The following is an 11,659-nucleotide window of genomic DNA, read 5'->3' as shown; positions in this document are numbered from 1 at the left end:
GTTGCAGGGAGTGAGTGCACGCATTCCCTGTTTTCGCATCAGCCAGTCACTGAAACAGGGAGAAACACCATGGGCGACAACGCCTCGATGATGGAGCTCATCGCCGGTTACGACGCGTACGCGAGCGCCAATGAGCTCAACACTCAGGCGGCCGTCGAAGCGCCGGCCACCACCCCCGTCTGTGCCGCCGTCACCGGTGCCGCCGCCGGCAAGTGGCTCGTCTCCGCGGCGGTCAGCGCCGCCGGCGGTGCCACGTACAAGGTCGGTTGCTGATCCAGCCACCCGGCTGAACAGCCCTTCCCTCACACGCGTATGTCAAAAACGGAGGAGGTGAACTCAATGAACGAGAAGGTTCTCATCGAAGAGATGGTCACTGGCTACACGTCGTATGCCGAGACCGATGAACTCAATGTGACCGCCATGGTCGACGCTCCGGCGACGACTCCCTTCTGTGGCGCCGCCGCGAGCTTTGCGATCAGCTACATCACGACCAATGGTCCCGGCTAGATCGCCCTCCCGTAGCAACGGTGGCCCCGCAAACGCTAATTGCGGGGCCACCGTCGGCTCGAAGCACACAGGGTACCGACGAGACGAGTTGGCTGTCACGGCCATGAGGAAGCAAGAATCGTGAACACAAGATCACATGCCGCGACTCTCCTGGACATGGCCGACCTGCTGCGGCCAAACGCGATCCGTGCCGCCGCGGCACTCCAGCTCGCCGACCATCTGGCTCACGGGCCCCTGACGGCACAGACGCTCGCGGAGCGCACCGGCGCGAACCCCGTGATGCTCACCAAACTGCTCCGCTACCTCGACGAACTCGGACTCCTTGGCCGCGACGACGAGGGCACCTTCGAACTGACCGAACTGGGCGAGCCCCTGCGCCGGGACAGCCGGCATAGCCTGGGCCAGTTCCTCAGTGCGGAAGGGCTGTTCGGCCGCGCCGATCTCGGACTGGTGGGCCTGCTGCACACCGTACGGACCGGTGAGTCGAGCTATGCCGCCGCCTTCGGCCGTGAGTACTGGGACGACATCAACGGGGATCCGGCGTTCGCCGAGGCGCTGGACAAGGAAGGCCCGAGCCGTATCGCCTTCGACGCGGACATCATCGTCGACGCCTACGACTGGAGTGGCGTACACCGCGTCATCGACGTCGGCGGCAACAACGGCACACTCCTCATGGAACTGCTGGTCAGGCACCCGCATCTGACCGGTGCCGTCCTCGACCTGCCGGCCGTCTCCAGGATCGCTGCCCGCAGGATCGCTGAGGCCGGCCTGAGCGACCGGGGCGAGGCGGTGGCGGGCAGCTTCTTCGACCCGCTCCCCACAGGAGCCGATGTCTACCTGCTTTCCGGGGTCCTCGCCGACTGGAGTGACGAGCGTGCGGTGGAGATCCTCGGCAGGTGCGGCGAGGCGGCCGGCCCCGGGGGCAAGGTGCTGCTCGCCGAGATCAACCTGGACATGGACAGTTCCGGCCAGAGCGCCGCAGCCACTGACCTCTGGGTATCGGCCACCGTACCCACACCGTCACGCACCGTCGGCCGGCTGAGGGAACTGGGCGCCGCCGCGGGTCTGGCCCTCACCTGGGAGGGGCCCGGCACGCACATCCGGTCGCTGCTCGAGTTCGGGGCGGGGGGCACACATGCTTGAGTTCGACCGGCTCACCAAGAGCTTCGCGGCCAAGCACGTACTGCGCGAGCTGAGTTTCGAGGTCCGTCCGGGCGAACTGTTCGGCTTCTGCGGAGCGAACGGGGCGGGCAAGACCACCGCGATGCGGATCGCGCTGGGCCTGCTGTCCCAGGACGCCGGCGAAGTCCGCTGGAACGGCCGGCCGGTGGACGCCGAGACCCGCCGCCGCATTGGCTACATGCCGGAGGAGCGCGGCCTGTACGCGACCATGCGCCCGCGTGACCAGCTCGTCTACTTCGCCCGCCTCAGCGGGGTCACCGCCTCGGTCGCCAAGCGCCGGGCCGATGAGTGGATCGAACGACTCGGCGTGAAACTGAGTCCCAAGGACACCCTGGAAAAGCTCTCGCTCGGCAACCAGCAGAAGGTCCAGCTGATCGCGGCGGTGATCCACGACCCCGAGGTGCTGATCCTGGACGAGCCCTTCTCCGGCCTGGACCCTGTGGCGACCGACGCGATGGCCCACGCCCTGGTCGAGTTCAGCGGCAAGGGCGTCCCGGTGGTCTTCTCCAGCCATCAGCTCGAACTCGTGGAGCGGCTCTGCGACCGGGTGGGGATCATCCGCGACGGAACCGTCGTCGCCAAGGGGACAGTGGCCGAGCTGCGCCGCGGTACCGGCAGCCGGCAGATCCGGATAGCCCTGACCGGCGCACCACAGGGCTGGGCCCACAAGCTGCCCGGGGCGCGGGTCGTGTCCCAGGACACGGACGAGGAAGTCACCGTCACCGTGGAGGTCCAGCAGGACACGCCGGTACGGGAGGTGCTGGCTGCGGCCCAGAGCCTCGGCGAGCTCGTTCACTTCTCACGGCGCGAGCCGACGCTGGCCGAGATCTTCCGGGAAGCGGTGGCGGCATGACGACCACGCAGACGCAGCAGACGCAGACGCAGCCGCAGGCACAGACGTACCGGGCCGACCGGCTGAGCAGCGGCACGCTGGTCCGGATGGTCGCCCAGCGCGAGATCGTCACCCAGTTCCTGCGCAAGGAAATGTGGGTCTCGCTGGTCATCATGATCGTGGTGTTCTGCGGGTCACTCGGACTGCAGACCGCCTTCGGCGGTGACGAGAAGTCCACCCTCGGAGTCGTCGGACAGCAGCGGGAGTTCACCGACGCCCTGACGGCGCAGAGCGCCGCCGGCGGCCCCGGCATCGAGATCGTCCGGTATGCCGACGCGGACACCGCACGCAGGGCGGTCCGCGACGGCAAGGCGGAGGCCGCGGTCGTCGGCGACGGGCGGATCGTCGTCCAGGAGAAGCTCCCGGAGGAGCTGGGCGCGGCGGTACAGCAGGCTCACCGGACGACCGTCACGGTGGACCGCCTGAGGGACGGCGGCCTGGGGGACGCGCAGATCACCGGCGCCCTGACGGTGCAGCCGCTTCAGGTGGCGGCCCTCGACCCGGATGTGGAACGCGACTTCCAGCGGACGATGACCGCCGGAATCGGTGTGATGCTCCTCTTCTTCATGATGCTGATGTTCGGTCAGGGGATCGCGCAGGGCGTGCTGGAGGAGAAGTCGAGCCGCATCGTCGAGATTCTGCTCGCCAAGGTCACGTCCTGGCAGCTGCTCACCGGGAAGGTGCTGGGCATCGGTGTCGTCGCCCTCGCCCAGATCACCGCGATCATGGTCTGCGGAATCGGCTTCGCGCTGGTCGCCGGGTTGCTCGATGCGCCTGCCGACGCCATCAGCACCGGAATGCTGGTCATCGCCTGGTTCGTCCCGGGCTACTTCCTCTTCGCCACGCTCTGGGCCCTGGCCGGGGCCATGGTCTCCCGGCAGGAGGACATCCAGCACGCGGCCGGTCCGGTGAGTTTCCTGCAGACGATCGGCTTCACTGCCGCGTTGCTGCCGTTCATGGATTTCAGCGCCACCCTCACCCGGATCTTCTCCATCGTCCCGGGCAGTTCATGGGCGGTGATGCCCGTACGGATGGCCGCAGAGCCGGTGCCCTGGTGGGACATCGTGGCGGCGGCGCTGCTGATGGTCGTGACGATCGGCGTACTGCTGCGAGTCGGCGGCCGCATCTACATGGCGGCGATTCTCCAGCACGGCGGAATCATCAAGACCCGGGAAGCGCTGCGACGCGCCCGTGAAGGGGCCGGCTCATGAGCACCGGCGTCACCACGGTCGGTGAGGAGGCGCGCAGCGAGCCCGCAGAGCTGCGGATTCTGCACGAACTGACCGCGGGCAACGGCCTGCGGGTGGCGGCCATCGCCGTCCTCTCGCTGCTCTCGGCAGCGGCGACCCTGGCGCTGCCGATGGTCGTCGGAACCCTGGTGCGGGAGGTCCAGGAGGGCAAGGGCCTCACCTGGACGACCGCCGCGATGGCTGGAGTCGGGGTGGGCGCCGCAGCGGCCGGGGCACTGGCCGCGTACCTGCTCTCCCAGTTGGGTGAGCGCCTGATCTGCCGGCTCCGTATCCGCACCATGCGCCACGGCCTCGGACTCCGGATGTCCGACGCGCGCCGCGAAGGCAGTGGCAACCTGGCGTCGCGGCTGACCGCGGACGCGATGCAGCTCAAGGGCGCGATCGACATCGGGCCGGTGCAGCTGCCGATGGCGTTCCTCACCCTGGTCGGCACGCTCGTCATCATGGGGATCCTGGACTGGATGCTCCTGCTGATCACCATGGCGGGCTTTGTGACCGCGGTGGCGATCGTGGCCGTCGTGGTCGTGGGCCTGCGCCGTAAGTACGGTGCTGTCCAGGAGGAACTCGGGTCACTCACCCAGCAGTTCGTGACCACTCTGGACGCGCTGACCGTCATCAAGGCGCACCGGGCGGAGCACCAGGTCGCGCGGGTCCTGGCCGGCAGGGCGGAGAGTCTCTCCCGGCTCGGCACCGAGGTGGCCAGGCTCGAGTCCCTCGTGGTCCCGGTGATCAACCTCGGTCAGCAGATCGCGCTGCTCACTGTCCTCATCGGCGGCGGCGCCCGGCTGGTCTCCGGAGACCTCGCCCTGGCGGACTTCGTTGCCTTCCTGCTCTATCTGCTGCAGCTCACCGCGCCGCTGATCATGGCGGCCTCGGGCGCCTCCACCATCCAGGCCGGGATGGTGGCCAGGGAACGGTTCAAGAGCGTCTTCGCCCTGCCCGTCGAGACCGTGGCGGCGGGCCGGGGGACGACGCCGCCTCCGGCACGACCCGGCGCGCCCGCGGTGCGGTTCGACCGGGTCACCTTTGGCTACGGCGACCAGCCCGTGCTGCGCGAGGTGGATCTGACTGTGCCCGCCGCCGGACTCACCGCTGTCGTCGGGCTCTCGGGAGCGGGCAAGTCCACCGTGCTGGGCCTCATCGAGCACTTCATGACCCCGCACTCCGGCCGGGTGGAAGTCTTCGGCCACGACCTCCGGCGGCTGCCGCTCGGCGAACTCCGTGGCCAACTCGCCTACGTGGACCAGAGCTTCACCCTGGTCAGCGACTCGATCCGGAAGAATCTGAACCTCGGCCGCGAGGACGCCCTGCCGGACGAGGCGCTTCTGGAGGCGCTGGCCAGGGTCGGCCTGGAGGAGGAGATCCGGCGGCTCCCGGCCGGCCTGGACACCGTGCTGGGCGGCGGCGACGATCTGTCCGGCGGACAGCGCCAGCGGCTGGCGCTCGCGCGGGTGGCCCTCGCCGACGCCCGGCTGGTGCTGCTGGACGAGCCGTCCTCCCAGCTCGACAGCGTCAACGAGCAGAAGCTGCGCCGCGTCGTGGACGACCTCGCGGGCGACCGGGCCGTACTGGTCGTCGCACACCGCATCTCGACCGTGCAGCACGCCGACCAGGTGATCGTCATGGATCAGGGGCAGGTCATCGCCCAGGGCACGCACACCGGGCTGCTCAGCAGCTGCCCTGCGTACTCCGAACTAGTCGCCGGCCAGCTCCTCAGCACTCTGGAGACCGCGTGAGCACCATCTCCGTCCTGATGCCGTTCATGCCGACCAGGTCCGAGCAGGCCCTGCCGCTGGCCGCCCTCGTGCAGCACAGCGCGGCGTACCGGCTGTGGCAGGGGCAGGCGCTGGTCGTCGAACCCCACCAGACGTTCAATCACCTGGCCGCGTCAGGCTTCCGGGTGCCGGTGGGCACGGGCGTGACCCTCATGCCGTTCCGGCACCCGTACGAGGCGGCGCTGCAGGCGCGTTCGCTGGCGCTCGCGACCGGCCATCCAGTGGTGGCCGGGTACGGCCCGGGCGCGGCCGTACTGCAGCGCAGTGTGCTCGGCGCCCCCTATGCCAGCCCGCTCACCGCGGTACGCGAGTATCTGACCATCGTCGGCGGACTGTTGGCCGGACGCCAGGTCGAGCACGACGGCGAGTACTTCACCTGCCATGTCGAGCTGGTGCCGGAGCCCGGTCCTCCGGTGGAGGTCGGACTCGGTGTGCTGCGGCCCAGGATGGCCCGGGTCGCGGGGGAGGTCGCCGATGTCGCCATCACGTGGATGACCCCACCACGCTATCTGCGGGACGTCATCGTGCCCGCGCTCCGCGAGGGCGCGCAGGCGGCCGGGAGGCCGGTGCCGCGGCTGGTGGCAATGGTTCCCCTGGCACTGAGCGCGCCCGACCGCGACCCGGTGGAACTGCTGCTCGCAGGCAACGCCGGGCATCTGAAACTGCCGCACTACCAGGACATGCTGCGCCGGTCGGGAATCGACGTCGATCCGGACGACCCGGCCGGGTCGGCCAAGGCGGTGATCGCCGGACGTGCCTTCGTCAGCGGGGACGCCGACGAGATCCGGGCGGTACTGGACGAGTACCGGGCGGTCGGCGTGGACGAGATCGTGCTGAACGTCACGGGCCTGTGCCGGCGCTACGGACTGCCCGCGGCTCTCGGCGAACTGGAGACGCTCCTGGGTGCGGTCGCGCAGGGCGCCGGGGCCGCCGCCGGCGTCACACCGGCCGGCGTCGGCCTCCTCACCACGGCCTCGCGAGGGGGCGCGCTGTGAACCACCCCACGCCCGCCGTCGGCGGTGTTCCGGACTTCGGTGTCTCCCGGCTGCTGCTGGTCGGCACCGGGTCGGTCTCGGTCTCGGATCTGCCGTTCTGGGCGGAGTGGCTCCGCGCCTCCTACCCCCGCCTGGAGATCACGACAGTGATCACCCGGAGCGCCGAGCGCTTTGTGAGCCGGGCGTCGTTGGCGGCACGGACCGGCGGTGACGTCCTCACCGACGCCTGGCCCGAGGACACCGCACATGCCCGGCACGTCGCATGGGCGGAGTGGGCCGAAGCGGTTGTCATCCATCCGGCGACGCTGCACTTCGTCGCCCGTCTCGCGCTCGGTCTGGCCGACACCCCCGCGGTCCTCGCCGCGCAGTGCACCGCCGCACCCGTCGCGGTGGCGCCCGCGCTGCCGCCCGGCGGCCTGGACAGCGCCGCCTACCAGGCGCACTGGGCCGCGCTGACCGCACGACGCAACGTCGTGGTCGCGCCACCCCGCTCGGGGGTGAGCGCGACCACCGGCCGATCCGACGCATGGGTGCCCGCGCTGCTGCCTGATGTCATCGAGCTGCTGGAGCAGCGCCGGGTCGAACTCGCCGAGCGGGCCGCTGCGGCAGCACCCCTGCCGCCGGCGGCCGCGTTCCTGGCGGAAGGGAGCACGGCATGACGACCGAGCTCGCCACGACCGAGTTCGCCACCGGCCTGCTCCGGACCACGATCATCCTCCGCGACGGCGGGGGATATCGCTGGACCAGGTCCCCGGGTGCGCTGGCCCCCGCGCCCTTCTCCCCGGTGAACGGCGGCCTGGACAGCACGCTCGCGGCCCTCGACACCTCTGGTGGCGCCCGGCTGGTGCCCGGCAGGCCGGGCGGCGGACAGCAGAAGCGTACGTACGACCTCGGCGGTGCCGAATCCGTCGCCGGCTGCCTGCTGCGGGACGGTGCGCACGCCGGTCTGGAGCCCGCGGTGCGCGCGCTGGGCCGCTCGCTCGCCGCCCTGCACGCCGTCCCGCCTCCCGTGAGCGGGCCGCGACTTGTCGCCCCGTCACGCGGACTGGCCCGACTGGAGCACTGGCTGACCGGCCGCGCGCCGCAGGTGTGGGCCGCCCAGGCGGGGGCCATGCTGAAGGACCGGCTCGGGCCCGTGCGCTGGACGACGCTGCGCGCCTGGTCCGCCCCGTCGTACGCGGACGGAGCCGACAGCGGCGGCGGCCCCGGCGGCCCCGGCGGCGGCGGCCCCGGCGGCGGCGGCCTCGGCGGCGACAGCGGCGGCGGCCTCTGCGGCGAGGCCGAGCCGCTGGTCGTGACCCACGGCGCCCCCGGACTGGGCTCCCTCGTCGTCGACCCCTCATCGGACCGCGCCCAACTCCTCATCGGCGAGGACCTGTGCCTGGGCCCCTGGCACTCCGATCTGGGCTGGGCGCTCGGCGAGATCGTCGAACTCTCCTGGCAGCTGGGCGGCGACCCCCGGCAGTGGCAGCGCCTCATCGACGCGCTGCAGGAGGGCTACGGACGGCGGCTGGGCCCCACCTGGCCCCGGCAGGCGGCCGTACGGGTCGCCCTTCATCTGCACGACTACATCGCGTACGTCGGCTGGCAACCGACCGAGTTCGACCGTTTCGCCACCTTTCTCACCTTTCTCATCGATCTCATTCCTGTGCATCCCATGGAGGGCTCTCATGCCGCAGCATCAGCTTTCACTCCCGGCCGGCCTCTACCTGCTGGCATGGAACACGGACAAGCAGAAGCTCACCAGCACTGACACCATCGGCCATGTGGTGCGGGCCGGGGCGCTGGCCGAACTCGCCCTGCGCGGGCTGCTCACCGACGCCGACGGCCGGCCCGCCCCGGCCGAGGGGGCACCGACGGGAGAGCCGGCGCTCGACGACCTGCTCGATCTCATCGCCCGCTCCAGGCCCCTCGCCTGGAAGGGCTGGATCAACCAGGGCGTGAAGCCCACCCTCACCGCCGTGCGGGAACAGCTCGCGGAGGCGGGCTACCTGAGCGTCGACACCCACCACCTCGGCGGCCTGGTCCCCGTGACGACCGTGAACCTGCGGCCCGCCGCGGCCATCGAGGTCGCCGATGACCTGCGGAAGCAGGCCGTACGGGCGCTGCGCGGCGAGGAGCCTGCCGAGGCGGTGTCCGACCGGGATGCCGCTCTGGTCACGCTGGCGGCGGCGGGCGGTCTGCGTACCGTCATCAGGGAGGCGGAGACCGGGGCGTACAAGCAGCGGCTGGCAGCGCTGGCCGGGCGCGGCGGCCCGGCCTTCGAGGCGCTGCGCAGGATTCTTCCGGAACTCCGCGAGACCGTGGAGATCGCCCATGCGGGGTGAGCGCCCGCCTCTGCACCGGGTGACCCTGGCCAACGGGCTCCGGGTGCTGCTGGCGCCCGACCCCCGTGCCCCGCGCGTCACGGTGTGCGTGCACTACGGGGTCGGATTCCGCTCCGAACCTCCCGCCAGGGAGGGCTTCGCCCACCTCTTCGAGCACCTGATGTTCCGGGGCAGCGAGAGCCTGCCGCACGGCGCGTTCTACGACCATGTGCACTCCCGGGGCGGTGAGGCCAACGGCACCACCCACCAGGACTACACGGACTACTACCAGGCCGTACCGGCCGAGGCTCTGGAACAGGCACTGTTCAGCGAGGCGGACCGGATGCGGGCGCCCCGCTTCACCCCGGACAGCCTCGCCGAGCAGCTCGAAGGGGTCGCCCAGGAGATCCACCAGGCGACCGTCGCCCGCCCCTACGGCGGCTTCCCCTGGCCGCTGCTGCCCGGGCTGCTCTACCGGGCGCACGCCAACGCCCACGACGGCTACGGGGACATCGCACAGTTGCGGCGCACCACACCCGACCAGTGTGCCGAGTTCTTCGACACGTACTACGCCCCGTCCAACGCGGTTCTCACCGTGGGCGGCGGCTTCGACCTCCATGCCGGGCTTGACCTCGTCGAGCGTCACTTCGCGGACATACCCGACCGCCCGGTCCCGCCCCGCCCCGACCTGGACGAGCCGGTGCCGGCAGCCGACCGGTGGAGCGTGTGCACCGAGCCGGGCGTCTCCGCGACCGCCGTCGCCGTCGGCTACCGCCTCCCTGATCCCGGCCGTGACCTGCCCGGCTATCTCGCGCACCGGGTGCTGGCCAGGCTGCTCACCCGCGATACCGACATCGACAGCAGCTGCGGGTTCTTCGGTCCCCTGGACGCCAGGAGCCCCGACACCCTGGTCCTCACCGGCCGCCTGGCGCCGGGCAGTTCGCCGCAGGATCTGCTGGCACGGATCGAGACGCGGTGGGAGGCGTGGACAGACGGCAAGGGCGACGACGATGCCGTGGCCCACGATGACGCCGTGGCCCACGCCGTCGGCGCACTGGTCCTGGAACACCATCGTGACCACGATGATCTCCAGGTCCGCACCCGCGCGCTGGGCCGGCTGGAAACGCTCTTCGGCCGCGCCGAACTCCTCGACGAACTCCCCGTGCGGCTCGCGGAGATCGGCCCGTCCCAGGTGGCCGAGGCCGCGCACGGGCTGCTGCGTGCCCACAAAGCGGTTCTGGTGATCGAGCCCGGCCCGGTACGTACCCGCCCCTCGCCCGCGGCCCACGCCGTGCCCCGCGCGACGGCGGAACGGCCGCACCGCACCGCGGTACAGCTGGGCCGCAGCCCGGCCGGCCCGCGGCGCGTGCCCGTGCCGGCGCCAGGCCTCGTCAAGGACCCGGCCCTCACGGTCAGCGCGGACACCACCCTGAGCAACGGCCTGCGGCTGGTGGCTGTCCACACCGGTACGCCTGTGGTCGAGCTGCGTCTGAGAAAGCCGCTCGGCGTGCTGGGCTGGGCCCGGCCCGATGCGGTGGACGAGCTGCTGCGCCTGCTCAACAAGCGGGCCCGTACGGCTTGGCGAGCCGCATCCGTGCGGGGCGACATCCAGTGGTCGACCGACGGCCAGTGGCTGGAGGCGACCGGCCACGTCGCGCCGTCGGACGTGGAAACCTGGCTGTGCGTCCTGGCTGATCTCGCTTCCGCCCCGGAACCGGCGGCCCGTGAGGGCACGCGGCAGCAGGTAACCGCGGTCCCGCCGACGCCGCACGCCCCGTCACCCCTCCGCCCTGCGGACCGCCTGGCCGACGACGCCCTGCGCCGTCGGCTGCCGGCCTGCCCGGCGGCTGCCCCGGCTGATCCAGCCGCGCTGCACCGCTCGGTCATGAGCCCGGCGGGCGCAACACTGGTCGCCGTCGGCGCCCTGGACGGCACCCGGCTGACCGCGCGTGCGGAACACCTGCTTGCACCGTGGACCTCGGAGCACGAGGCCCCGGCGGAACGTTCCCGCCCCCACGACGGCACGGGTCTGCTCGTGGTGCGCCAGGACCACTACCCCGGCGCCCACCTCACCCTCCACGCGCCCGCGTCGATGAGCGGTCCGGACGAGGCGGCGCGCTATGTCGCGACGACGGTCTTCGGCGGGTACTTCGGGTCCCGTCTCGCCTCCCGTATCGCACGCCGCGGTACGTCGGCCTACGTGGCGCTCGCCGGGCGCGACATCCTCGCGGACCGGCCGCGTGCGTACGTACGGGCGTGGCTGCCGGAAGCATTGGTTCCGGAGGCGCTGCGGGAACTGCGCGCAGAGGCCCGAGCCATGGCCACAGATCCGCCGGGAGCTGCCGAAGTGTCCGCGGCCCGTGCCTTCTGTGCGGGGCAGCTGCTGTCTGTTTTTGACTCGCAGGCGGGCGTGGCGGATGTCCTGTGCCGGACGGTCGCCTACGGTCAGGAGCCCACCTGGCCCGCCAGGCTGCCGCGCCTGATGCGCGAAGTGAGCGCGGCGGATGTGGCCCGCGTCGGCGCCGAACTGTTCGCGGCGCGACCCCTGGCCGGAGTGCTCGTGGGGGGAGTGGACACCGAGCGGACGGCCGACGGCTGATCAGCGGGGCAGAGTTGCGCGGACCACAGAGCTGCGCGGACCACAGAGCTGCGCGGGCCACGGAGGGCGGCACCCAGAGGGGGTGCCGCCCTCCCGGCGCTTCGTCGGCCCGAGGTCGGCCGACGAAACGGGCCTCCTTAGAGTGAGGCGCAG

The 11,659-nt window shown here is 71.4% G+C and carries 11 protein-coding genes; all 11 read left to right on the top strand.

The window, feature by feature from the left end:
* Window positions 1–69 precede the first annotated feature (69 nt).
* The 11 genes from ACWV17_RS14210 (at window position 70) to ACWV17_RS14160 (ending at window position 11,506) form a co-directional block, all read left to right on the top strand.
* Entirely contained in the window at window positions 70–273 is a 204-nt protein-coding gene (locus tag ACWV17_RS14210) for an LxmA leader domain family RiPP (RefSeq protein ID WP_455353733.1), read from the top strand.
* A 66-nt stretch (window positions 274–339) separates the two neighbouring features.
* On the top strand, window positions 340–507 hold the full coding sequence (locus tag ACWV17_RS14205; protein ID WP_455353732.1) for an LxmA leader domain family RiPP: 168 nt from the start codon (window positions 340–342) through the stop codon (window positions 505–507).
* A 120-nt stretch (window positions 508–627) separates the two neighbouring features.
* Window positions 628–1,650, top strand: a complete 1,023-nt coding sequence (locus ACWV17_RS14200) for a methyltransferase (RefSeq protein ID WP_455359961.1) — start codon at window positions 628–630, stop codon at window positions 1,648–1,650.
* Entirely contained in the window at window positions 1,643–2,542 is a 900-nt protein-coding gene (locus ACWV17_RS14195; RefSeq protein ID WP_455359960.1) for an ABC transporter ATP-binding protein, read from the top strand. Before ACWV17_RS14200 ends, ACWV17_RS14195 begins: the two co-directional genes overlap by 8 nt.
* On the top strand, window positions 2,539–3,792 hold the full coding sequence (locus tag ACWV17_RS14190) for an ABC transporter permease (RefSeq protein ID WP_455359959.1): 1,254 nt from the start codon (window positions 2,539–2,541) through the stop codon (window positions 3,790–3,792). Before ACWV17_RS14195 ends, ACWV17_RS14190 begins: the two co-directional genes overlap by 4 nt.
* Window positions 3,789–5,567 (top strand): ABC transporter ATP-binding protein, encoded by a 1,779-nt coding sequence (locus ACWV17_RS14185; RefSeq protein WP_455359958.1) that lies wholly within the window; start codon window positions 3,789–3,791, stop codon window positions 5,565–5,567. The genes ACWV17_RS14190 and ACWV17_RS14185 overlap by 4 nt, the downstream gene beginning before the upstream one ends.
* Window positions 5,564–6,601, top strand: coding sequence for an LLM class flavin-dependent oxidoreductase (locus tag ACWV17_RS14180; protein ID WP_455359957.1), 1,038 nt, complete (start codon window positions 5,564–5,566; stop codon window positions 6,599–6,601). The genes ACWV17_RS14185 and ACWV17_RS14180 overlap by 4 nt, the downstream gene beginning before the upstream one ends.
* The gene (locus tag ACWV17_RS14175) at window positions 6,598–7,260 is read left to right on the top strand and encodes a flavoprotein (RefSeq protein ID WP_455353726.1); all 663 of its coding nucleotides are present in this window, start codon (window positions 6,598–6,600) and stop codon (window positions 7,258–7,260) included. The genes ACWV17_RS14180 and ACWV17_RS14175 overlap by 4 nt, the downstream gene beginning before the upstream one ends.
* Entirely contained in the window at window positions 7,257–8,354 is a 1,098-nt protein-coding gene (locus tag ACWV17_RS14170) for a hypothetical protein (RefSeq protein ID WP_455359956.1), read from the top strand. The genes ACWV17_RS14175 and ACWV17_RS14170 overlap by 4 nt, the downstream gene beginning before the upstream one ends.
* The gene (locus ACWV17_RS14165) at window positions 8,272–8,928 is read left to right on the top strand and encodes a GOLPH3/VPS74 family protein (RefSeq protein WP_455359955.1); all 657 of its coding nucleotides are present in this window, start codon (window positions 8,272–8,274) and stop codon (window positions 8,926–8,928) included. The genes ACWV17_RS14170 and ACWV17_RS14165 overlap by 83 nt, the downstream gene beginning before the upstream one ends.
* Window positions 8,918–11,506: a M16 family metallopeptidase gene (locus ACWV17_RS14160; protein ID WP_455359954.1), complete on the top strand. Its 2,589-nt coding sequence runs from the start codon at window positions 8,918–8,920 to the stop codon at window positions 11,504–11,506. The genes ACWV17_RS14165 and ACWV17_RS14160 overlap by 11 nt, the downstream gene beginning before the upstream one ends.
* Window positions 11,507–11,659 lie beyond the last annotated feature (153 nt).

The organism is Streptomyces mabaensis, from assembly GCF_053763515.1.
Note: the sequence above shows the minus strand (reverse complement) of the source record. Positions and strands in the feature narration are given on the sequence as shown.

Coding starts and splice junctions, on each gene's coding strand:
- ACWV17_RS14170 (WP_455359956.1), top strand. CDS start 7,257: ATGACGACCGAGCTCGCCACGACCGAGTTCGCCACCGGCCTGCTCCGG.
- ACWV17_RS14190 (WP_455359959.1), top strand. CDS start 2,539: ATGACGACCACGCAGACGCAGCAGACGCAGACGCAGCCGCAGGCACAG.
- ACWV17_RS14205 (WP_455353732.1), top strand. CDS start 340: ATGAACGAGAAGGTTCTCATCGAAGAGATGGTCACTGGCTACACGTCG.
- ACWV17_RS14165 (WP_455359955.1), top strand. CDS start 8,272: ATGCCGCAGCATCAGCTTTCACTCCCGGCCGGCCTCTACCTGCTGGCA.
- ACWV17_RS14195 (WP_455359960.1), top strand. CDS start 1,643: ATGCTTGAGTTCGACCGGCTCACCAAGAGCTTCGCGGCCAAGCACGTA.
- ACWV17_RS14185 (WP_455359958.1), top strand. CDS start 3,789: ATGAGCACCGGCGTCACCACGGTCGGTGAGGAGGCGCGCAGCGAGCCC.
- ACWV17_RS14210 (WP_455353733.1), top strand. CDS start 70: ATGGGCGACAACGCCTCGATGATGGAGCTCATCGCCGGTTACGACGCG.
- ACWV17_RS14160 (WP_455359954.1), top strand. CDS start 8,918: ATGCGGGGTGAGCGCCCGCCTCTGCACCGGGTGACCCTGGCCAACGGG.